Source organism: Niabella aurantiaca DSM 17617, from assembly GCF_000374125.1.
In the GTDB taxonomy this organism is placed as follows: Bacteria; Bacteroidota; Bacteroidia; order Chitinophagales; family Chitinophagaceae; genus Niabella; species Niabella aurantiaca.
Map to the genome: position 1 here is coordinate 305546 of NZ_KB893625.1, position 23202 is coordinate 328747.

20 protein-coding genes are annotated in these 23202 nt (G+C 49.5%); 6 read left to right on the forward strand and 14 right to left on the reverse strand.

Annotation, left to right across the window (positions count from 1 at the left end; all coding sequences use genetic code 11):
- Nucleotides 1–74: 74 nt before the first annotated feature.
- The 4 genes from B160_RS0101250 (at nt 75) to B160_RS0101270 (ending at nt 5797) form a co-directional block, all read left to right on the forward strand.
- Entirely contained in the window at nt 75–2327 is a 2253-nt protein-coding gene (locus tag B160_RS0101250; RefSeq protein ID WP_018626023.1) for a RelA/SpoT family protein, read from the forward strand.
- A gap of 377 nt (nt 2328–2704) precedes the next feature.
- The gene (locus B160_RS0101260) at nt 2705–3967 is read left to right on the forward strand and encodes an adenylosuccinate synthase (protein ID WP_018626025.1); all 1263 of its coding nucleotides are present in this window, start codon (nt 2705–2707) and stop codon (nt 3965–3967) included.
- A gap of 84 nt (nt 3968–4051) precedes the next feature.
- Nucleotides 4052–4474 (forward strand): hypothetical protein, encoded by a 423-nt coding sequence (locus B160_RS0101265; RefSeq protein WP_018626026.1) that lies wholly within the window; start codon nt 4052–4054, stop codon nt 4472–4474.
- 30 nt (nt 4475–4504) lie between these two features.
- Complete coding sequence (locus B160_RS0101270; protein ID WP_018626027.1) at nt 4505–5797, forward strand: anthranilate synthase component I family protein; 1293 nt, start codon at nt 4505–4507, stop codon at nt 5795–5797.
- Nucleotides 5798–5813: 16 nt separating this feature from the next.
- Here B160_RS0101270 and B160_RS0101275 read toward each other — a convergent pair whose 3' ends face one another.
- The 3 genes from B160_RS0101275 to B160_RS31480 form a co-directional block, all read right to left on the reverse strand.
- A complete protein-coding gene (locus tag B160_RS0101275; protein ID WP_018626028.1) occupies nt 5814–6536 on the reverse strand; it encodes a LytR/AlgR family response regulator transcription factor in 723 nt (240 codons plus the stop codon).
- Nucleotides 6533–7543 carry a sensor histidine kinase gene (locus tag B160_RS0101280; RefSeq protein WP_018626029.1) on the reverse strand — a complete coding sequence of 337 codons (1011 nt, stop codon included), beginning with the start codon at nt 7541–7543 and terminating at the stop codon, nt 6533–6535. The genes B160_RS0101275 and B160_RS0101280 overlap by 4 nt, the downstream gene beginning before the upstream one ends.
- 141 nt (nt 7544–7684) lie before the next feature.
- Nucleotides 7685–7954 carry a hypothetical protein gene (locus B160_RS31480; protein WP_018626031.1) on the reverse strand — a complete coding sequence of 90 codons (270 nt, stop codon included), beginning with the start codon at nt 7952–7954 and terminating at the stop codon, nt 7685–7687.
- Here B160_RS31480 and B160_RS31485 point away from each other — a divergent pair.
- Nucleotides 7953–8102 (forward strand): hypothetical protein, encoded by a 150-nt coding sequence (locus tag B160_RS31485; RefSeq protein WP_018626032.1) that lies wholly within the window; start codon nt 7953–7955, stop codon nt 8100–8102. The two genes, B160_RS31480 and B160_RS31485, sit on opposite strands and share 2 nt — an antisense overlap.
- Nucleotides 8103–8121: 19 nt before the next feature.
- Here the strand turns inward: B160_RS31485 and B160_RS0101300 are convergent, their stop codons facing one another.
- From B160_RS0101300 to rny, 11 genes are all read right to left on the reverse strand, one after another.
- Nucleotides 8122–9234 carry a hypothetical protein gene (locus tag B160_RS0101300; protein WP_018626033.1) on the reverse strand — a complete coding sequence of 371 codons (1113 nt, stop codon included), beginning with the start codon at nt 9232–9234 and terminating at the stop codon, nt 8122–8124.
- Nucleotides 9231–9857 carry an ABC transporter ATP-binding protein gene (locus B160_RS0101305; protein ID WP_018626034.1) on the reverse strand — a complete coding sequence of 209 codons (627 nt, stop codon included), beginning with the start codon at nt 9855–9857 and terminating at the stop codon, nt 9231–9233. Before B160_RS0101305 ends, B160_RS0101300 begins: the two co-directional genes overlap by 4 nt.
- Before the next feature lie 122 nt (nt 9858–9979).
- On the reverse strand, nt 9980–12814 hold the full coding sequence (locus tag B160_RS0101310) for a M16 family metallopeptidase (RefSeq protein ID WP_245562134.1): 2835 nt from the start codon (nt 12812–12814) through the stop codon (nt 9980–9982).
- Between the two features lie 415 nt (nt 12815–13229).
- Nucleotides 13230–14273, reverse strand: coding sequence for a lytic transglycosylase domain-containing protein (locus tag B160_RS30390; RefSeq protein ID WP_018626037.1), 1044 nt, complete (start codon nt 14271–14273; stop codon nt 13230–13232).
- Nucleotides 14274–14336: 63 nt separating this feature from the next.
- A complete protein-coding gene (gene gatA / locus B160_RS0101325) occupies nt 14337–15773 on the reverse strand; it encodes an Asp-tRNA(Asn)/Glu-tRNA(Gln) amidotransferase subunit GatA (RefSeq protein WP_018626038.1) in 1437 nt (478 codons plus the stop codon).
- A 48-nt stretch (nt 15774–15821) separates the two neighbouring features.
- Nucleotides 15822–16052, reverse strand: coding sequence for a Sec-independent protein translocase subunit TatA/TatB (locus tag B160_RS0101330; protein ID WP_018626039.1), 231 nt, complete (start codon nt 16050–16052; stop codon nt 15822–15824).
- 276 nt (nt 16053–16328) lie between these two features.
- Entirely contained in the window at nt 16329–16709 is a 381-nt protein-coding gene (gene rplS, locus B160_RS0101340) for a 50S ribosomal protein L19 (protein WP_018626041.1), read from the reverse strand.
- A 102-nt stretch (nt 16710–16811) separates the two neighbouring features.
- Nucleotides 16812–18044, reverse strand: a complete 1233-nt coding sequence (locus tag B160_RS0101345; protein WP_018626042.1) for a multidrug effflux MFS transporter — start codon at nt 18042–18044, stop codon at nt 16812–16814.
- Nucleotides 18045–18781: 737 nt separating this feature from the next.
- Nucleotides 18782–19384, reverse strand: a complete 603-nt coding sequence (locus tag B160_RS0101355; protein WP_018626044.1) for a hypothetical protein — start codon at nt 19382–19384, stop codon at nt 18782–18784.
- Between the two features lie 74 nt (nt 19385–19458).
- Complete coding sequence (locus B160_RS0101360; protein ID WP_018626045.1) at nt 19459–20073, reverse strand: hypothetical protein; 615 nt, start codon at nt 20071–20073, stop codon at nt 19459–19461.
- A gap of 212 nt (nt 20074–20285) precedes the next feature.
- Entirely contained in the window at nt 20286–21845 is a 1560-nt protein-coding gene (gene rny / locus B160_RS0101365) for a ribonuclease Y (protein WP_018626046.1), read from the reverse strand.
- Between the two features lie 349 nt (nt 21846–22194).
- On the opposite strand from rny, the gene map reads away from it, so the two are divergent.
- On the forward strand, nt 22195–22959 hold the full coding sequence (map, locus tag B160_RS0101375; protein WP_026309440.1) for a type I methionyl aminopeptidase: 765 nt from the start codon (nt 22195–22197) through the stop codon (nt 22957–22959).
- Nucleotides 22960–23202: the final 243 nt, after the last annotated feature.

The following is a 23202-nucleotide window of genomic DNA, read 5'->3' on the forward strand; positions in this document are numbered from 1 at the left end:
AGAATTTCTGTAATTTTAGCAGGAGGAAAGAATCGTTAAAAAGAAACAAGGAAGGGGAGTGTGTCCATCATTGCATGAAAACTGTAGAACAAAAACCTAAATATAGCCTTAACGAAGAGCAGGAAAAAAAGCTGATCCTGAGGGAGTACCGGGCATTACTGCGCGCGCTTAAGGACAAAATAAAACCGGGCGACAAAGACATTCTGCGGCGGGCTTTTGAAATGGCTGCCGACGCGCACAGCAGCATGCGGCGAAAAAGCGGCGAACCCTATATCCTGCATCCGATCGCTGTGGCAAAAATATGTGTGGAAGAGATCGGGCTGGGCGTGCGGTCTACCGTGTGTGCATTGCTGCATGATACCGTCGAGGATACCGATATCACACTCCAGGATATCGAGCGCGAATTTGGTTCGGAAATAGCGCGGATCGTGGACGGCCTGACCAAAATTTCGAATGTCATCGATTCTTCGGCTTCCCAGCAGGCTGAAAATTTTAAGAAGATCCTGCTGACGCTTACCGACGATCCCCGGGTGATCCTGATCAAACTGGCCGACCGCCTGAACAATATGCGCACGCTGGACAGCATGAAGCGGGAAAAGCAACTAAAGATCGCTTCGGAAACGGTGTATATCTTTGCCCCCCTGGCACACCGTATGGGCCTGTACAGCATCAAAACGGAGCTGGAAGACCTGGCCATGAAATACCTGGAGCCGGATACCTACAAAGAAATTGCAAAAAAACTGGCCGAGACCAAGCGCGACCGTACCCGGTACATCAACGAGTTCATCAAGCCCATCAAGGAAAAGCTGGAAAAAAATAAGTTTGACTTTGAAATATACGGCCGGCCCAAGAACATCCACTCCATCTGGAACAAGATGAAAAAGAAGGGCGTGACCTTTGAAGAAGTGTACGACCTTTTTGCCATCCGGATCATCCTGAACTCTCCGCAGGAGCGGGAGAAGGAAGATTGCTGGAAGGTCTATTCCCTGATCACGGATGAATACACCCCCTCCATTGAACGCCTGCGCGATTGGGTGAGCAATCCCAAATCCAATGGCTACGAAGCGCTGCATACCACGGTGATGGGCCCCCGGGGAAAATGGGTGGAAGTACAGATCCGCACAAAACGGATGAATGAGATCGCGGAGAAAGGACTGGCCGCCCACTGGAAATACAAAGAGGGCAGCGCCAATGAGAACCGCTTTGATAAATGGTTCCAGCAGATCCGCGAAGTGCTGTATAACCAGGACGCTGACAGCGTGGATTTTTTGCAGGATTTCAAAATGAGTTTTCTCACCGAGGAAATTTACATTTATACCCCCAAGGGCGATATCAAAATGCTGCCGGTAGGCAGTACCGCGCTGGATTTTGCCTTTTCCATTCATACGGCCATCGGTGCCAAAACGATCGGCGCCAAAGTCAATCACAAACTGGTCCCCATCAGTTATAAGCTGCGCAGCGGCGACCAGGTGGAGATCATTACCAGCAATAAACAGACGCCTTCGGAAGACTGGCTGTCGTTTGTAGTGACTGCCAAGGCCAAGGCCAAAGTAAAAGAAGCGCTTAAGGAAGAAAAGAAAAAAGTAGCGGATGAAGGCCGGTATACCATTCAGCGGAAGCTGGAGGGAATGGGGGTATCCGTGCAGCAGGCGAACCTGGATGAGCTGGTGCAGTTCTACAAGCTGCATTCCAACCTGGAGCTGTTCTACCAGGTGGCGATCAAAAATATCGACCTCAAAGAACTCAAGGAGTTTAAGGTGATCGGCGACCGGATCGAATATCCGCGGCCGGTAAAAATTGTCCAGGAAAACAAAATAGAAAGCCATACCCCGGCACAGAATAACAATAAGCAGGACACCGAACTGATCATTTTCGGGGAAAGCAGCGATAAGATCATGTACCACCTGGCCAACTGTTGCAAACCCATCCCGGGAGATGACGTTTTCGGGTTCATCACCACGGGGAAGGGGCTGGCCATCCACCGGACCAATTGCCCCAATGCCCCAAAACTGCTGGCTAATTACGGGCACCGCATCGTAAAGACTAAATGGGCGAAGAACAAGGAGATCTCGTTCCTGACCGGTGTCCGGATCATCGGTATGGATGACGTGGGTGTGGTGAGCAAGATCACCAGCCTTATTTCCGCCGAGCTCAAGATCAATATCGCAGCCCTGACCATCGAAGCTTCTGAAGGGTTGTTTGAAGGGAACATCAAAGTATATGTACACGATAAGGAAGAACTGGATGAGCTGGTGAACCGGCTGAAAGACCTGGATGGCATTGAATCGGTGGAACGGTACGATACGGAGGACCTGCCGGCAAAGTAAGCGGAGAAAAGAAAAATATTGAACGTAAGAATGCAAAAGAGCAACGGGGTTTTGGACCCGGGATGCAGCAGCAACCGGATCTCCGTGCTTTCCGATTTGATGTTTTACATTGGTTATGCTGAATTTTACCGGGGATACGATGAGGGTTTAACTAACAACTGGTGGTTTGTTTATGATGCTATCCGTTTTTGAGGCAGGGGGCTTCCGCGTAAAGCGTTAAACGCTCCGGAATTGCCGTTCCGGAACCTTAAACATGAACCCCCAAAAACGGCTCCCGATCCTTGAGAGCTTCCCCGTTAACTTTTAAACAAATCAACTTGTAAACTTTCGCCTTCAAACCTCTATTTTTGCAGCTTTAAGATAATAAAAAGTTCATAATGATAGATGTTATTCTGGGTCTGCAATGGGGTGATGAGGGCAAAGGCAAGATTGTAGACTTTTTTGCAAAGGACTATGACGTAGTAGCACGTTTTCAGGGTGGCCCCAATGCCGGTCATACCCTTTACCGGAACGGAGAAAGGCTGGTGCTGCGCCAGATCCCTTCCGGGATCTTCAATGAAGGAAAGATCAACCTTATCGGTAATGGGGTGGTGCTGGATCCGATTTCCCTGGAAAAGGAATGCGAGCAGCTTACAAAATTTGAAGGCGACCTGAAGAAAAATCTTTACGTAGCGGAGCGTACCAACCTCATCATTCCTACGCACCGGGCATTGGACAAAGCATCGGAGCTGGCCAAAGGCAAAAGCAAGATCGGTTCTACCTTAAAAGGAATCAGCCCGGCCTATATGGACAAAACCGGCCGGAATGCATTGCGGGTGGGCGACATCCTGAACCCCGACTTCAGGAATATGTACGAGGCGCTGAAAGAAAAACATTATATACTGCTGAACTCCTATGGTTTTGATGAGGATATCAGCCAGGATGAGGCCGACTTCTTTAAGGCCATCGAATTCCTGAAAACACTGAATATTGTAAACGGTGAATATTTTATCAACAAGCTGCTGAAGGAAGGAAAAAAGGTACTGGCCGAAGGCGCCCAGGGCAGCATGCTGGATGTGGATTTTGGCACGTTCCCCTTTGTAACCTCTTCCAATACGATCTCTGCCGGTGTGTGCAGCGGGCTGGGCGTGGCGCCGCAGCATATCAAAGAAGTGATCGGTATTACAAAAGCATATTGTACGCGTGTGGGAAGCGGCCCCTTTCCTTCGGAGCTGGATAATGAGGACGGTCAGCGCCTGCGGGATATTGGTAAAGAATACGGAGCCGTTACCGGCCGTCCCAGACGTTGTGGCTGGATCGACCTGGTTGCCCTGGATTTTGCCTGCATGATCAACGGCGTTACCCAGCTGGTGATGACCAAGGCAGATGTGCTGGACCATTTTGAAAAGCTGGAAGTTTGCACGGCATACGCGCTGGACGGACAGGAGATCCGCGAAGTACCGCTGCGCCTGGACCTTGCCGCTTATCAGGCAAAGTTTGAGGCCTTTGATGGATGGCATGCCGATATCTCCGGGGCAAAATCCTATGAAGGATTGCCGGAAAAAATGAAGCAATACATCACCTTTATCAATGATTATCTTGGGGTTCCTGTAAAGTACATTTCCAACGGTCCGGAAAGGGAACAATTGATCAAAATTTAATTCATAAAAATCAGTTTAAAAAATTTGGAGAATTAAAAACTTCGATTAAAATTTACATTTTCATTTATCAGATTTTATTAGGTTATGGCAAAATCAAATAAGTCAACTGGAACAGACAAGAAGACAAGTGCAGGAAATGCGCCTGCGGAAAAAGCGTCCTCAAAACCGAAGAAAAAAGAGGATGAATTAGAGGATGAAGAGGATCTTTACGAGGAGGAGGAAAAAACGCCCGCAAAAGGAAAAAAAGGGAAGGCTTCAAAAAATGATGACGACGATGATGAGGATGATCTTGATGATGTGGATGATGATTGGGATAAAGTGGAAGATGATGAGGATTGGGACAAGGATTTTGAAGAATTTGACATTCCGAAATCCAAATCAAAATCGGGTGGCAAGGGTAAGAAATCGTATGATGAGGACGAAGAGGAGTTTAAACCAGACGAGGAGTTCGATGACCTCTTCGGCAACAATGATGATGATTTTGATGACGACGATGATTTCCGGTAAGGATCATCCGGCAGAATTTAATAAGAAACATTGGATAGTGAACTGATAGCAGGCCAAAGTTTTCCGCTCGACGACACGGTCTTCATAAAGACAAAAGTGTTAAACTGGTTAAGACGGTTTAACACTTTTTGCTTTTTGGACTCCTGTGAGTTTCCGGATGGAGATTTTGATTTTCTTGCCGGGGCCGGCATCCGGCGGCAGATCACGCTTTCGGGTCATGAGGCGCTGGAGCGGTTTGATGCATTGGTAAAGGAAAAAAGGCAATGGCTGCTGGGCCACTGGAACTATGAACTGTATGCGGGAACAGCCGGGCCGGCTTCTCAAAACGAGAAGGCAGTAGATTTTCCCGGAGGCTTCTTCTTTGAACCGGAATGCGTGGTCTATGCAACCGGCGGCCGGCTTTTTATTGAGGGGCAGGATCCGGCGGCCGTTTATAAAGAGCTGTGCTGCGAGGTAGCGATCGTACCGCGGCCACCGCATTTACAGGAACCCGTCCGCTGCCGGGTAACAAAAGAAGAATACCTGCAAACCATAAAAAAGCTGCAGGAACATATTCACCGGGGCGACTGTTATGAGATCAACTATTGCGTGGAGTTTTTTACGGAAGGTGCGGCCATCGATGCCCCGGATATCTACCGCCGGCTTGCCGCACATTCACCCAATCCTTTTGCCGGTTTATACCGGCTGCATGGCCAGTGGCTGATCTGTGCCAGTCCGGAAAGATTCCTGAAAAAAAAGGGGGACCAGCTCATCAGTCAGCCCATCAAAGGGACCCTGTTGCGAAGCAGGACCGACGCTGCGGGCCTGCAGGAAGAACAGGCGCAGCTGTTTCAAAGCGAAAAGGACCGGGCGGAGAATGTAATGGTAGTGGATCTGGTCAGGAACGACCTGTCCCGTATCTGCAGCGAAGGATCCGTACAGGTAGATGAGCTTTTCGGGATCTATAGCTTTGCACAGGTGCACCAGATGATCTCAACCGTTTCCGGGACGCTGCGGGAGGGCGTTACTATGGCTGATATCCTGGATGCCACCTTCCCCATGGGCTCTATGACCGGGGCGCCAAAGATCCGCGTGATGCAGCTGATCCGCCGGTATGAAAAAACGGAAAGGGGTATTTTCTCGGGGGCGCTGGGCTATATACGGCCCAATGGCGATTTTGATTTTAATGTAGTGATCCGGAGCCTGATGTATAACGAACCGGCGGCATATCTTTCCTATAAGGTCGGATCGGGGATCACCATTTACAGCGACCCGGAAAAGGAGTGGGAAGAATGCCTGTTAAAAGCCAAAGCGATCCGGGCAGTACTGGAAGGCCGGGCGTAAACAGGCTGGTAGACCGCTACCGGTTGTTTTCAAACTGTTTTACCGCCTGCAGGAGCGGCTCCTTGCAGGACTCACTCACCGGGATCTCGATATTGCCCAGGCATACAAGATCCCGTTTGATGACCGTGATTTTTGAAAGCGCCACCAGGTAAGATTTGTGCGTGCGTGCAAAACTGCCCCGCGGCAGTTTTTCCTCTATGGCCTTTAGGGTCATGCGGGTAACTACGGGCCGGGAAGCGGTGGAAAGGTGGATCTTGATATAGTCTTTCAGTCCTTCCACATACAGAATGTCGGCGATCACTATTTTAACAAGCGTATATTCCACATTTACAAAAAGGTATTGCGGTGCGGGCGCTGTACCGGTATTTTTTGCTGTTTTAAGCTGAAATAATTCCTGTGCACGGTTGCAGGCCTTCAGGAGCCGTTCAAAAGAAAAAGGTTTTAGAATATAGTCCACCACGTTGAGGTCAAAACCCTGCAAGGCATATTGCTCATAAGCGGTCACCATAATGATCATGGGCGGGTGCTCCAGCGTATGGAGGAACCGGATGCCGTTTATCCCCGGCATCTGTACATCCATGAAAAGGAGGTCGATCGGTTCGGTCTGCAGATACCGGGAAAGTTCTAATGCATTCTTACAGGTACGGATCACTTCAATATAAGGAACCTGGCCCAGGGAATCCTGCAATAGTTCCCTGATCAGCTGTTCATCGTCCACGATAACGGTCCGTATCATCATAAATCCAGTTTTAAGTACACATGAAATTCCCTTTCGCTTTGAGTGATCTGTAGCGCATGTCTTTGAGGATACAGCAATTCCAGCCTTGCGGTTACATTGGCCAGCCCCACACCATGGCTTCCTTCTTCTGTACTGTTCTTTTGAGCCGGCAGGTCATTTATGATCTCAAAATGCAATTGACCGTTGATCACTTCCAGGCGGATAAGGATCCGCGCTCCGTCGTCCTGTTGGGCTCCGTGCTTGAATGCATTTTCTGCAAACGGAACCAATAGCATCGGTTCTATCTGGTAATGATCTTCCGTTGCCGCTATCTGGTCCTCGATCCGGAGCTCATTCCCAAACCGTAATTTTTGTAATGAAATATAACTTTTCAGATGCCCGGTCTCCTTTGAGAGCGCCACTTTTTTCCCCTGTGTATCATATACCATGTAGCGCATAAATTCCGAAAGGGTGAGCAGGGCCGGCTCCAGCTGCTCCGACCGCTTCCGGGCCAGCGACACCAGGTTGGTCATTACATTAAAAAGAAAATGCGGGCTGATCTGCGATCGCAGGAATTTTAATTCCGTCATGAGCATTTCGGCTTCTCTTTCTTTTTGCTGTTTTTCAAACCGGATGCGGTCGATCACCTTCCTGTAAACGAGGCTGAGGATGAAGATGCCGATGGATGGGGCAAACAAAAACCGGTAAACCGCGCGGTTCTGCAGCAGTGCCGGATAGCCGGTTCTGAGCAGCATGAATTTGAGCACCAGCGATAAGATGATCAGCACAAGGGCCGCGGGTATATAGAGCCACCAGCACCTGCGGTTCAGGTATTTTGGAACCAGGTAGAACGCATTGGTGTAGAAGACAAAGAGATGGATGATCCCAAAGAGGGTAAATACGACACCGGGCAGTACCCCGATCCTGTATTGATCGCCGGCGGAGCCGATGATGTAAGGAAGCAATAAAAAGGCGCTCCAGATCAGGATATGAAGGATCCCGTTGATATGTTGTTTGTGGATGGTCATTGTTGCTGTACAAAGGGCGCTGTTTAAAGCTACAAAATTTTTAAACGCCGGGTACTGTTCGGCCTTGTTAAAAATGACCGGGACATTCCCGTTTGAGGCAATGCCCCGGTCAGTGCAACCGGTGATGGGAAGGCCGTTCTTTTAAGGCATCCGGTTTCCCCTGTAATAGTAGCCGGAATCCACCGGGTGCGGGTCCTTGCAAAAACCGTTATGAAAACGCGATCCGCCTGCCCGGAACCTGAAGGCAACAATATTCACCGCGATAAAACCCACCAGTAGCAGGATGGCTGAGATCCTGGTAAGAAGGGTAAGCGTTTTGTTACCGGAAAAAGAACCGAAAACATAACCGATGACCAGCACAAAGCAGGCGATCAAAAGGATGCGGCTGATGATAAAAAATGTAATAAACATGACGTTTGTTTTTAAGGTGATGAATGGCCACAGACGCCGTTTTTCCGGCGGAGTGGTATTGCAGAACAAAAGTAGCCCGCGGGCGCAGGGAGCGGGGCGCTGTGTAGACCAACGGGGAAATTGTTGCGACAAAGAAGGCAGCGGGTGATACAGCAGGGGCACCGGGTTTATGAAATGCCTGTTCCGCACCGGTAATAAGCAGCTCTGAAAAGAACGATGGCGCCACAGGCGTACAGGATACTGATCAGGGCAACGCCGGCGGCCATCATCAGGAAATAACCGGTGAAGAATATAAGCAGCAGGATGCGTATAGAGTGCTTTAATGTGGTCAGCTTTACAAAACTGATGGCGGTCAAAAGCAGGAGGGTTGAAAAAGCGTAGAACCCAAATGCCAGGGCATTGCCGGCGCTGATGTGCGCAGGTGCCAGGAAACAGAGGAGCCCGGCTTCCGGAAGGACCAGGAACAGGCTAACGAGCGCGTATTGCAGGAACCGGTTTGCCAGCGATACCGGCAGGCCCCGGTAAAAAGAGAGATAGTGCTCTTCAAACATACGGAGGCGATTAATGAATACGCCGTTGGCCAGCACGCCAAAGCTGAAAAGCAAAAAAGTAAGCTGTATATCATCATTGGTAAGGCGATTGTTCACCGCCATGAAATACAGCAGGGTACCGGTGAATAGTTTGATGCCCAGCCAAACGAGCTTTTGTGTTTGCAGAACTGCCCGGATCAGGATCTGTGGATAAAGGGATACCCGGTACATCCGGAAGAACCGGATCCTTCCGGTGCTTCTTTCAGGGTGGTTGAGCGCATAAACATGCCATGCAGGCAACAATGAACAAAAAATGATCAGGGCGCACAGCACAATGCCTGTTGAAGGGAACAAACGCAGGCAGAAGCCCTCGGTAATGACCAGGAGCATATAAAAGATTTGCGGTAAAAGCAGCACAAAGTCGGTAATGAAAAAAAGCAGGTATTGCTGATGGCGCGGAAGGTTCCGGAAAATAGCCATAAACTGGTAGGGCGGCTGCCGGAGGCACCGGGCAATAAACACGGCGCATTTGCGTGCATACAGGATCCATAGCAGCAGCACGGCTGCCAGAAATGCATTAATACTTAGTAAAGCCCTGATGAGCCCGTAGTGATATTTAAAAAGCCCTGCGCCGTCTACCGTTCCTACAATAAAAAAGAACATGGTGAAAACGAATACAAAAGTGCCGGCATTTTCCCGGTAAAAGGGTTTGATCAGCGACCGGTAAAATATACGGAACGGGGGTTTCAACAGACAAGGGTTTGATGATTTATGAGCAGTTCCCGGCAGTTGGAGCGCAGGTCCGGCCCGGGGTCCTGGTGCGAACTCAGGATAAAAGAGCGGCCCTGTTGCCGGTGGCGCTCCAGGATCAGCTGCACCAGGGCATCGCAGGCGGGAGCGTCCAGTGTAATAAAAGGCTCGTCCAGCAGGATTAGCTCCGGGTTGCCGGTGAACGCCAATATCAGGGATAGTTTTTTGAGCATACCGGCGGAGTATGTTGCAGTTTTGTTATACATATAGGAATCGGCTCCCAGCAAACGGATCAGCGTTGTGAGGACATCACTGTCTGCATCCCTGATCTGCCGGTACAGCGCTATCAGCTCATTTCCCGTTAAGAAGCCCGGGTATAAGGGCTCCGCTTCTACCCAGCTGGTCTGCCGCCGGTAAGCCAGGGGAGCAGACCGTTGTGATACCGAATTAACAATGATGTTTCCCTGGAAGGGGATCAGGCCCGCGATCATTTTTAAAAAGGTTGTTTTGCCGGTTCCGTTCCCACCCTTAAGCCAGTAAATGCCTTTGTTGAGGCGCAGCAGCGGGATGTCCAGGATCAACTGCCGGTTGTACCGCTTTAGAATATTTGTCATTTCCAGCATGCAGTGCCATTGTATGCGATCTAAGTTATAGAATCGTACGCTCCTGTTTTGTTAATTTTTTCGGCATATAAAAAAGCCTCCCGTTGCCGGAAGGCTGATGAGTCTTTTGCATCTGGCACCGTTTACTGAACGGGATTGCCCTCCTTATCTAAAAGAACAATATGGAACTGCTCCTTTGTTTGGGGGCTCAGCCACGTCTGGTCTCCCACCAGCAGGATGATCATGTTGCGGGGATCGGCCATCTTTGACCCTGCAAGCCGGTTCAGCTCATCGAGCTTGAAATCTTTTAAGATGGCCGTTTGTTTTGCGGCAATATCCCTGGGCAGATGGTATTCTAAAAGATCCCTCAGGTAATAGGCCTTCTGGTAACCGGTTTCATACTTACGGGCCTCGCTCTGGAGCTTGGCGCTCTTGGTAAAATCCAGCTCCTGCTGTGTAGCACCTTTGTCCCGGTATTCACCGATGATGTGCAGAACATCGTGCAGTGCGCTGTCGGTTGCAGCGGCTTTGATGCCTGAGTAGAAGGTATAGGAACCTATGTACTTATTACCGCTGAAATAGGAGCCGGCGCCGTAGGTCCAGCCTTTTTCTTCCCGCAGGTAAAGATTCAGCCGGCTGTTGAACACGCCGCCCAGCGGGTAGTTCGTGATGCCGGACTTGTAATAGTCGCCCGTTCCGTCGAACTTCATACCGGTCCGGCTTCCGATCCGGAACTCGGTTTGGGCGGATTTCGGAAAATCAACAATATAAAGGGTGGGTTTGCCGGTCATTGCAGGACCGGGTTTAAAATCGGGCAGCCGTTTTACCGCCGGTGCTGTTTTTGGCAGTTTGGTCAGGAATGCTGTTTTGGCCTGAATCTCCTGCTTCGGGATGTCGCCGATAACGATCACCTCGGCGTCTGTAACGGAAAAACTCCGGGCATAAAAGTTTTCGATATCCTGCAGGGTGATGCCGGCCAGTGTTTTATCGGTACCGTAAAAGCTGCGGCCAAAAGCGCTGTTCCCAAACAGCAACTTGCTGTAAACAGCGGAAGCCACACTTGCCGGCCGGGTCAGGTTGTTTTTGTAGCCTTCGATGTACTGGTTTTTGAGCCGGTTAAAGGCGGCTTCGGTAAAGCGGGGCTGCAGGATACGTTCTTCCAGGAGCGCCAGGGTTGGTCCCAGGTTCTTTTCCAGGCTGCGCACTGTAATATTGGTAGCATCGGTGGCAGCGTTAACGGAGATGGAGCTGCCCAGCAATTCCAGCTCTTTGCTGAAGTCTTCCGCAGAGCGCTGTTTTGTATCTTCATTCATCATCGCAGCAAACAGTGCCGCCAGCCCGCTTTTTTCAGCGGGTTCGGCAAGCTTTCCGCCACGGATGCCGATGATGATATTTACTACCGGTATTTCTTTAAGCGGGCTGCCAATATAGTGGATGCCGTTTTTTTGTTCTTTCCAGAACTCGGGGGCCGATACCGCAAGATCGTTTCCTGCAGGTGGCATCTTGCTCCGGTCGAAATCATCTTTGGCCTTATTGTAGGTGAGCGCGGCATAGCCGTAGTCCGGGGTGGTATAACCGCTTTTGTCGATCGCATATTTGGAGTCACCCGCAATATTGTCCGGATCGTCTTTGGTGGCCACACTCAATCTTACGGAGCCTTTTCCCCTGATGTATTTGTGATAAGCATTCATCACATCCTGTGGCGTAACGGAGCGATAGTTTTCCAGGTACTTTGTAATAAAATTGGCATTACCGGTAAACGTGTAAAAGGATGCGAGGCGGGATACTTTGCCGCTTACGGACTCCAGGCCGTAGATGGTTTGGGATTCGATACCGGATCTGAATTTATCAACATCGGCCTGTGTAACCCCTCTTTTTTCAAAATCAGCAAATACCTGCTTTACGACTTCATCCATCTCTTTGAGGGTTTTGCCTTTTGCCGGGGTAACACTGACGGTAAATTCGCTTGCCAGCTCCGACCCCATATTATAGGCACTGGCTCCCAATGCCTGCTGTGTTTTTACCAGCTTCTGGTAAAGCAGCGAGTTCTTTCCCTGGCCAATGATCTCTGCAAGGCAGTCAAGGGCGGCTTCTTCCTTGGTGTACATTTCCGGTGCGGGGTACACGACCTGCAGGCGGGGCAATTTGGCGTACTGGTCTACCATGGTAACATAGCGGTCCTGGCTCAGCGTGGGGATCATCGGTCCCATATTCTTTACAGCCGGGCCCGAAGGAATGCTGCCGAAATATTTTTCGACCATCTTTACCACCTCGGCGGTGTTCACATCGCCTCCCACCGTCAGCACGGCATTATTGGGACCATACCAGCGTAAAAAGAAATTTTTAAGGTCGTTGACGTTGCCCCGGTTCAGATCTTCGATGTACCCGATCGTCAGCCAGGAATAGGGGTGACCATAGGGATAAAGATTTTTACTGGTATTTTCAAATACCAGGCCGTAGGGCTGGTTGTCGTAGTTTTGCCCCCTTTCATTTTTAACTGTAGCGCGCTGCACTTCAAATTTCTGCTGGGTCACGGCATCCAGCAAAAAGCCCATCCGGTCGGCTTCCAGCCACAGCATTTTTTCCAGCTGGTTTTTAGGAACGGTCTCAAAATAATTGGTGCGGTCGCGGTTGGTGGTGCCGTTCAGTGTTCCGCCGGCTTCGGTAATGATCTTAAAGTGCTGCTCATCACCCACATGATCCGAACCCTGGAACATCATGTGCTCAAAAAAATGGGCAAATCCCGATTTCCCGATCTCTTCCCGGGCAGACCCCACATGATACGTAACATCCACATGCACCAGCGGGTCGCTGTGATCTTCATGAACGATCAGGGTAAGCCCGTTGGGAAGCTGGTAGCGGCTGTAAGGAATGACCACGTCGTTATCGCTGGCGGCTACCTTTTCCATAAGCCGGGCCTGCGAAAAGACAAGGGTGGTAGCGCATAAGGCCGTCAGGAGGAGGAACAGTTGTTTCATAAGCATGAAAAATTTAATTTAATTTGAATGGGGTTCTTTTATAACAAGCATCTGTTTAAGAATCCTTTTTAAAAGTAAAAAAGTTCTGCGTTAAAACAAAATGCCGGGGCAAAAGATCCGGCGGGAGAGAAAGCTTTCGCCACAGGTTCGCAGATTATTTTTGGCTTTTTATACGAAGTGATATTTTAATGAGCCCGAAAAGTTTCCCGCAAAGACGCAACGGGGCAAAGACGCAACGCATTGTTTTGATCTATAATAAATTTCACTATCGTATTACCGTGGATGGTTGCTGCCGGCCTGCGAATCAGCGGCATTCGGAACAGGATTGATTGCAGGTCCGTTCTGTATCCGGCAATAAAAAATCCACAGGACACAATCCTGTGGAATATCGGTAATTAAATCTCAAATTGCACACTCAATTCCTGTACTCGGGATTAATGAGCATCTGAATGGATTCATTCAGCATCTCATTTTTCTTTTCGAGGAAGATGTTTATTTTTTCTTCGGGAAGTTTCAGCTGGTAGGTACTGTTGGATGCCAGTACTTTATCCAGGCTGGGATTCAGCTTATTAAAGTCGGCCAGGCTCATTTCCAGGTATTTGGCAATGGCTTTTGCATTATAACGTCCGCTGATGGTCTGAACGGCTACGTTCTGCTGGGTGGCTTCATCTTTTACGGTCTTCATCATTGCCAGGGCCTGTTCCCGGGAAACGGTCGTTACACCACCCTGACCTTCCATGATATAATGGGTGGCAATAAATTTCTTTACATGGTTACGGCTTTCTGCGGGCAGGTAATACTGGAGGTCCCAGAAATCATTGCTGCCGGCTTTATTGATGGCTGAGTTTACACGTCCGGGCCCGCAATTGTACGCCGCTACTACCAGCAGCCAGTCCTTGTATAAGTTAAAAAGATAGTTCAGGTATTTGCTGGCAGCCTGTGTGCTTTTCAGGTAATTGGTCCGCTCATCCCGGCCACGGGAAACGTGCAGGCCCAGCCCGCGCGCTGTTGCCGGCATAAACTGCCAGGGCCCAACGGCTCCGGCCCAGGAAACGGCCGATGCTTTCAGGTTGGATTCGATTACTGCGAGGTATTTGAGCTCTTTAGGAATATTGTTCTGGGAAAGCACATCGTCCATCATATCAAAATAAGGTCTTGCCCAGGATCTTAATTCTTTAAGATCATCCGCATGACGGTCAATATAATCTTTTACAAAACTGATGGCTTTGGGATTCAGGTGCTCCGTTTTCATCCCTTTAAAACTGGCCGTTTTGAGGTCTGCGTTTTCGAACAGATCCTTAAAGCCTGCTTTTGGATCTGCTTTTACCAGCTGTTCTGCCGGTGCAGCGGGCGCCGCTACCGTTTCCTTTACGGGGCTCAATTGTGCATGCACCGTGGTCATGGCGCAAAGCGATGCCACTGAGCTGCCGATAAAAACGATCAACTTATTCCGGGTCATTATTTTTCTGTCGTGTTTTAATAATTTGTGCTTTAATAAAAAACGCAGTCTGGAGTGTAGGCTCTAAGATAACGAAGCTGTGCTTAAATTATTGTTGCTAAAAGACAGCAAAGATAGCTCTTTAAACGGAGCCGCCATTAACTGGACGCCAAAAGGCATCCCGTTGGTTGGATGGGTAAATAACGGGAGGGAGATGGCCGGAATACCGGAGAGGTTGGCCATAACGGTATATATATCAGCGATATACATCGCGATGGGGTCCTGGGCCTTTTCGCCGATCTTAAAGGCCACAGCGGGGGAGGTGGGCAAACAAATAAAATCGAACTCCTTGAAAATCAATTGTAAATTATTTGTTAAAATGCGCCGTACTTTTTGAGCCTGGGTAAAGTAGGCGTCATAGTAGCCCGAGCTTAAAACAAAGTTTCCCAGGAGGATCCTTCTTTTTACCTCTTTTCCAAATCCTTCGGAGCGGTTCTTTTTATAAAAATCGTCCAGTTCGGAAAGATCGCTTCCGGCCGAACGGTAGCCGTATTTGACACCATCAAACCGCGAAAGGTTGGAGGAGGCTTCGGCTGTGGTCAGTACGTAATAGGTAGGAACAATATAGTCCAGCAGGTCAAAGTGTACCGGGGTAATGGTGTGGCCTGCGGCTTCCCAGCTGCTCAGCTGGTTTTTAATGGCCTTGCCGATCTCAGGGTCCAGGCTTTCATGTTCGAGGGCTTCGGGAAAATAAGCGATCTTATACGACCGATCTTCTTCAAGGTCCTGTACATAGGCCGGAACCGGCTGCTGCGAAACGGTGCTGTCGTATTCATCCGCGCCGGAGATCACTTCCAGCACCAGGGCCGTGTCCGGGATTGTTTTGGCAATGATCCCGATCTGGTCAAAAGAAGAGGCATAGGCGATCAGTCCGTACCGGGATACCCGCCCATAGGTGGGTTTCAGCCCGATGATGCCGCAAAAATCTGCCGGCTGTCGCACAGATCCGCCGGTATCGCTTCCCAAGGATACCATGCAAAGACCTGCCTGCACCGCAACGGCCGATCCGCCGGAAGATCCGCCCGGGATCCGGCTCTCGTCTGCCGCATTCAGCACTTTGCCATAAACGGAATTTTCGTTGGTAGACCCCATAGCAAACTCGTCGCAGTTGACGCGCCCGATGATGATGGCTCCTTCGGCCAGGAGCCGCTCAACCGCCGTGGCAGAGAACACAGATGTAAATCCTTCCAGTATCCGGGAAGCTGCGGAAACAGCATGTCCTTTATGACAGATCACATCTTTAAGCGCCACCACAACCCCATGCAGCTTTCCCTGCGGGGCAGGCAAGGCATCTAAAGCGGCCGCACGCTGCAGCGCTTCGTCAGCATATACTTCAATAAAGGCATTGAGGTGCTTGTTTTCTTCAATCTTTTTCAGGTAGGCCTCAACAGCAGCTTTACAGGAGGTCTCCCCGTTTTGCAGCTGGGCTTGGTACCGGGCAATAGAAATAAAGTCCTGCAAAAGAAAATCGCTTTTGTAGTCAGTTATCAGATGTTAAAAAACCGGGTCTTATTCCTGGGTGGAAGAGGCGGGTCTTTTCGGCTCAGACGAAATCGTATTGGCGCTCTCCTCGATCTCTCTTTTTACGTTGTCTTTTGCGTCGTTAAACTCGCGAACGCCCTTACCCAAACCTCTCATCAATTCAGGAATTTTGCGACCTCCGAATAACAACAGCACAATAACCATTATGATAATGATCTCGTTTGTACCCAACGCACCCAATAATTGAAAATTTGCCATGATCTGTAAAAATTAGTGTTCAAATATACGTTTTGTATCGTAATCTGAACGATTAAATATAAGTTTGAAGATTTCTTAAGAATATTACGTTAAAAAGTTGCAATTGTTCTGAAAACACCGCGGATTTTTGATATTTTTTATCAGCGGCAGGTATTGGGTTTATAAGGTATGCCGGAGACGGGGTTTTGCTGTTTTTTTACAGAACGGGCAGACGGTAGGTACGGATATAAAAAATCCCGCCAAAGCGGGATCTGAATATATTGGAATCTGTTGTAATTAAGCTTTTTTTGCCGCTTTTGCAGCAACGGCCATGCGCTTTTCGCGGATACGGGCGCTTTTACCAAAACGCTCTCTTTGATAGAACAGTTTTGCACGGCGCACCTGGCCTACTTTGTTCAGCACGATGGAGTCGATATTGGGGGATGTAAAAGGGAACAGCCTCTCTACTCCAATACCGTCAGAGATCTTTCTAACAGTGAAAGTAGCAGTGCTTCCGTTTCCCTGTTTTTTAATTACATCTCCTTTAAAAGACTGGATCCTTTCTTTATTACCCTCGATAATTTTATAATTAACGGTAATGTTGTCGCCGGCTTTAAAAGCAGGGAAGGTCTTTTTGGGAGTCAGTTGTTCGTGTACAAAATCTATAGCGCTGCTCATAACTCTGAATTTTTATTCCCGATTTTTTATTATCGGGATGCAAAGGTAGCAAGGAATTTAATATTTTCCAAAAAAAAGAGCAGATATTGCTGCGTCCGTTTTCTACAGGCGCTTCAGCATATCAACTGTTTGGCTTTCAATAGATTCATTTCTTTTTTTGATGACCCGCCTGCCAAAGAGCAGCACACAGAGGGCCGTAAAGGCGCAAAATGCCATGATGCCGCCCATAGGCACTGCGGTTTCATTATGGAACAGGCTTACCATCACCGTGCTCAGGGCGCCCACTGCCATCTGGATGCCGCCCAGCAATGCAGAAGCGCTGCCCGCATTCTCATGAAAGGGTGCAATGGCCAGGGCAGAGGCATTGGGAAAAGTAAATCCCTGACAGGCCAGGAATATACAGCAGAGCAGGATGCTGCTGTACAGGCCCCACCAGCCCAGGGCAAAACCGGTCAGCAGTAAAATCCCGGTAAGGGTCTGGAAACCCACCGCTCTTGGCGTTATATATTCGCTGGAATATTTTTTCAGGATCCGGGCATTGATCTGAGTGGCGGTGACCAGTCCGGCGGCCACGATGGTGAAGATCCAGCCATAGACTTTTTCGCTTACCCCGAAGAGCTCCATAAACACATGGGGGGAGCCGGCAATATAGGCATAAAGCCCGGCTGCCGTAAAAGACCCCGCAACGGCATAGGTAACAAATTGCCGCTCTTTAAATACCATCCCGAATTTTCCCAGAATGGCCCGGGGATAAAGGGAATAGTGCGGGTCAGGTGCTTTGGACTCGGGCAGTAAAAAGAGCACCATCGCGAGGATCACCGTTCCGATGATGCCCAGTACCACAAAGATCGACTGCCAGCCAAATGCGGAAGCAAGGTAGCCGCCTGCCGTTGGGGCAATGATGGGAGATACGCCCACCACCAGCATCAGCAGGGAAAAGATCTTGGCATTTTCCTTTACATCAAAGAGATCCCTTACAATGGCCCGGGAAGCTACCATGCCCACACAGCCGCCAATGGCCTGTAAAAAACGCAGGCCGATCAGCATTTCAATGGAGCCGGCGAACACACAGCCAAAGGATGCCAGTATATATAAGGCCATGCCGATATAAAGCGGCCGTTTACGCCCGTATTTGTCCAGCAGCGGGCCGTATAATAATTGTCCTACGGAAATGCCGATGAAAAAACCAGAGAGGGTCAGGGATACTTTGCTGACGTCTGTGTGCAGGTCTTTTGCAATGTCCGGGAAACCCGGGAGGTACATGTCGATGGAAAACGGGCCGATCGCTGATAATAGTCCGAGTATTAATAAACGGATAAACCTTTGCTCCTTCATAAATCAGGAGCAAAGGTAAGGCTAAGGTTATGGAAACGGGAGATTAAATTCATGAGACCGGTTTGTTAGAAGCTGTTTAGAAATAAAATTTTGATGCTCCCTATAAGCGCCATCCGGCGCATCGTTGTCGTTAAAGCCGCGCTTTAGCGCGGCTTTAACGAGGCCGTAATTTCATAAGTGCCATCAGCACGGATCATTATGCCCCGAGCCCATGGCTCTCTGTTGCTCTTTTGGACGTGTGAACGGGTTGAAACCCGTTCTTGCCGGATCTTTCGAGGCTATGCCTCTTTTGCTAAAAGGATCGCTTGCCCCCGCTTTTTATAGATGACGGCTACAGCAAAGCCCCAAGCAGCGGCGATAAAAAGCGGGTACCTTTTAATGGTTATACGGATCCTCCCGGATCGTTTTTAAACGGTTTGTTAGAAACTGTTTAAAAATGAGTCTGCAAAAAATAGTAATGCTGACTACTCCCCGCAGATCAGCAGCTATTAAACGATAAAACGCTGCCACTAACAACCGGATATATGTAAAAGGGTCTTACGGATTTTACAGCCTTAAAACGATCCAATACAAATCTGTGAAAATCTGTGTCATCAGTGAGCTTAAAAAACGCAAAAACCGGATTGTTAGATGGAATGGCGCAGACCAATCGCAGAAAAGAGCTCATTAACGGGGATCTGCGAAGAAAATCCGCGAAAATAACCGGCTGTTTCGGAAATTTATTTTTAGAAAGCTGCTTAAAAAACAACGCTAAAACCTACACCAAGTGTGTTCAGCGCTTCCCCGCTAAGGCTGGTGGTTGCCGCAAAGATTTTTTCCTTTGCGTTATTCGCTGTACGGTTTTGGGTATAGTTCACCGCAAAGATATTGGGCAGCATCAGCTCGATGCGGGCCCAGTCCAGAACGCTGTATGACAGCCCGGGGGTAAAGCTTAGCCCCGCTGCATCCTGCGTATATTTAATATTATTATCCAGGTTTACCTGGTCGTTGGAACGGGCATAGCCCAGTGCAGATTCCCCGAAGAGCTGGAAGGCATTGCTCAATGGTTTATATAAACGGTTAAACACCCCCACGGAGAAGCCGGAGTTTCCCGACGTGGCAGTATAGGTTTGATCGCCGAAGAGGTAACCGCCCTGCACCCCCCAGAGAACGTTTGGTACAAACGCATGACCGATCTTCAGCTGCGCGGCTCCCGATTTTGTATCGTTGCCGGCGCTGTACTGGTTGTTATTAAAATAAAAGCCTCCCCCGATGAGGGTTGATCCCTTGCCGGTTTGGGCATTGCTGTTTATAAAGGCGCAAAGAACAAGTGCAATGGTTATAAATATTTCTTTTTTCATGATGGAATTTTAGATAGTGGAGCACAAGGGTAGCATGTGCCTGAAGAATGGGTAGCTATTGATGAAAATTGGGGTCAGAAGAGGAGCGTGAAGCCAAGCCCCAGCAGGTCGGCGGTACTTCCTTTCAAACTGGTGCTTACTGCAAAGCTGTTGTTTTTAGGTTGCGTGTCTCCCCAAACGGGCCGGGCCCTTATATAGCTGGCAGAGAGGATGTCGGGAAGCGACAATTCCAGCTGCGCCCAATCGAGGATCTGGTAAGAAATGCCGGGAGCAAACCCAAGCCCTACCTGGTCTATAGTAGCTTTTCGATCGTCGTAAGGCAGTGTGGATCTTGTATGCGCATACATCAACGAGGATTCACCAAAAAGGTTAAAGCCTTTACCTAAGGGTTTGTACAGCCGGTTAAAAATACCTCCGCCATAGAGGGAACCATGCGTACGGGGAACGCTGGAAGATGACCGGGTGACGGAATGGCTGAAAATGCCGAAGATGCCCCATACGACGTTCTCAGAAAATGCCCGGCCTGCTTTTATAACAGCCGTCCCTCCACCTGTTTTACCGGTGGTGTCATTGTTTTTGCTGGTGAACGAAATGTTTCCTCCAATAAGTGTGGATCCTTTTTCTACCTGGGCTGTTGCATAAAAATGACCACCGAGCATCAGGGCCATCATGAGCAGTCTTGTCTTCATAATTCAGTTTTTAAAAGGTTAATGTCAATTTTTTATAAGGCTCCGAAAATACGCAGGGCCATTCAATTTAAAAACCGGTTTAACGATTGTTTATTACAATAAATTGTCAAAAGAAACATAAGCAGGCCATGATCAGCGGCACTGTTGTTAGCCGATAAAAAAAGAAGACTTCCCGTAAGGGAGGTCTTCTATAATCATTATTTCAGTTACGGTTACCGTGCTACGTTCACCGCTCTTTTTTCGCGGATCACGGTTACTTTGATCTGGCCGGGGAAGGTCATTTCCGTCTGTATCTTTTGAGCGATCTCAAAAGAAAGCTTATCGCTGTCCTGGTCGCTTACTTTGTCCGATTCAACAATAACGCGCAGCTCACGGCCCGCCTGGATGGCATAGGCCTTTTCTACACCCGGATAGCTGGTGGCCAGGTTTTCCAGGTCTTTGATCCGTTGCAGGTATTGCTGCATGATCTCCCGGCGTGCGCCCGGGCGTGCACCGCTGATGGCATCGCAGGCCTGTACAATGGGCGAGATCACATATTGCATTTCTGTTTCATCGTGGTGCGCGGCAATGGCATTGACCACGGCAGGGTTCTCGCCATATTTTTCCGCCAGTTTTGCCCCCAGCAATGCGTGGCTCAGTTCCGATTCTTCATCGGGTACTTTACCAATATCGTGCAGCAGGCCGGCGCGCTTTGCCAGCTTGGGATTAAGCCCCAGCTCCGAAGCCATGATGGCACAAAGGTTGGCCGTTTCCCGGCTGTGCATCAGCAGGTTTTGCCCGTAAGAAGAGCGGTAGCGCATACGGCCCACCATTCTTACCAGCTCCTTATGCAGACCGTGGATCCCCAGGTCGATCACCGTACGTTCACCGATTTCCATCACCTGCTCTTCGATCTGTTTGCGGGTTTTTTCCACTACTTCCTCAATGCGGGCCGGGTGGATCCGTCCGTCCGTAACCAGGCGCTGTAAGCTCAGCCGGGCAATTTCGCGCCGCAGCGGGTCAAAGCAGGAGAGGAGGATGGCCTCCGGAGTATCGTCTACTATAAGATCCACGCCCGTAGCGGCTTCCAGGGCGCGGATATTGCGGCCTTCGCGACCGATGATCTGGCCTTTTACTTCATCGCTTTCCAGGTTAAAAACGGTAATCGAGTTTTCAATGGCCTGCTCGGCAGCCGTACGCTGGATGGTTTGTATAATGATCTTGCGTGCTTCTTTGTTGGCTTTTTGTTTGGCCTCATCAATGATCTCCTGCTGCAGACCGATGGCCTGGGTCTGGGCCTCGTTCTTAAGGCTTTCTACCAGCTGGCTTTTGGCTTCTTCGGCAGAGAGGCCGGCAATTTTTTCCAGGCGGCGGATATGCTCTTCCTGGTGTTTTTCCAGCTCGGTCCGCTTTTTGTTCACCAGTTCAATCTGGCGGTTCAGGTTTTCCTTGATGGCGTCGTTTTCCTTGATCTGCTTTTCCGCATTGGACTCTTTCTGGTTCAGCGATTGTTCTTTTTGTTTGATGCGGTTCTCCGTTTCGGTCAGTTTCCGGTTACGGTCGTTCACCTCTTTTTCGTGCGTGGCTTTTAGCGAAACAAAACGTTCTTTGGCTTCCAGCTCTTTTTCCTTCCGGATGGTCTCTGCTTTTAGTCCGGCTTCTTTAAGTATGGTATCTGCTTTTAATTCCGCTTCTTCAATTTTTTGTCTTGTATTTTTAGCAAAGATCAATTTACCTAAGAGAACGCCCAATACCAGGCCGCCCACGATTAAACCAATTATTAAGGGATCCATTAATGTTCATTTTTTGTTTTTCTTTTCAGAAAAGATTCTATAATTCGTTAAACTTCAGTGCCCTACGGATCGTTTCATTTATCCGGAAAGGCGTAGCGGCGAAGATACAAAAGCGGGAGCAAAAAAATACACCTTTAGATAAACTAAATTATGTGCTTAAAAATGAGTGTATTAGCGGTTGTGTGTTCCCGGTATCCGTTGGGGCATTTGCAGGATGGCGGATCCGGCCGGGTATATAAGGAAGAGGGAGGCCGGCGCAGTTTTCCCCCGGCCCCTGTACTGCCTGCAAAAAATAAGCGGTAAATTTGCAACCGTAAAACGGCCCCGGCGGGCGCAAAAAAAAGCGACTATGTCCATAACAAAAGAATCCGAGCTTACCGGTATGCAGCAGGCCGGCAAAGCCGTTGCCCATACATTAAAACAAATGATGGATCATGCCCGCCCCGGCATGAGCACCAAAGCGCTGGACGATTACGGGGCAGCCATCCTGGCCGGTTTGGGCGCCCGGCCCGCGCCGCGGCTCACCTATGGGTTCCCCGGCTGTGCCTGCATCAGCGTTAATAACGAGTTTTGCCACGGCATCCCTTCCCACAAGCGCATCTTAAAAGAAGGCGACCTGGTAAATATTGATGTGTCTGCGGAGCTGAACGGCTTTTGGGCAGACAATGGCGCTTCCTTTCTCCTCGGGAACGACATCCATCAGCATCAGCAGCTGGTAGCCGCCTCCAAAGCCATATTAAAGCAGGCCATCAGCCACATTAAAGGCGGTGTAAAAATTGCAGACATCGGCCACCTGATGGAAACGGAAGCCAAAAAGAGCGGCTTTAGGGTCATCAAAAACCTGGGCGGGCACGGCATCGGCCGCAGCCTGCACGAGCAGCCGGAGGCATTGCTGAACTACCGGGACCGGTTTGATCAGCGGCGGTTTAAAAAGAACTCCGTGGTAGCCATCGAAACCTTTATATCCACCAGCTCCACCTATGCCACCGAGCTCAGCGATGGCTGGACGCTGGTGGGCAACAAGGGCGGCTATATGGCCCAGCACGAGCATACCATTATGGTAACCGGCGGCAAGCCCGTCATCCTAACGGAAATGAACGGCATCTTTAATTAACACCGGTATCGCTTCACGCTTCATTAATCAACTGTGTTTTTTTATTAGCCTGGCTGCAGTGCCAGTGGCAGCGGTATCCCGCTGAAAGCGGGACCACTCACTTGTGCTGTGGTACATGGGGCAGCTGTTTAGCGGCTGTCTGCCGTGGCGGATCGCTGCGGCGGCGCCATGCAGGGCAGCAGGCTGTTTATGGAGCGCCAGGTGTGGCCGGTGCGTTGTCCTTAGCTTCATTGCGGATGGTGT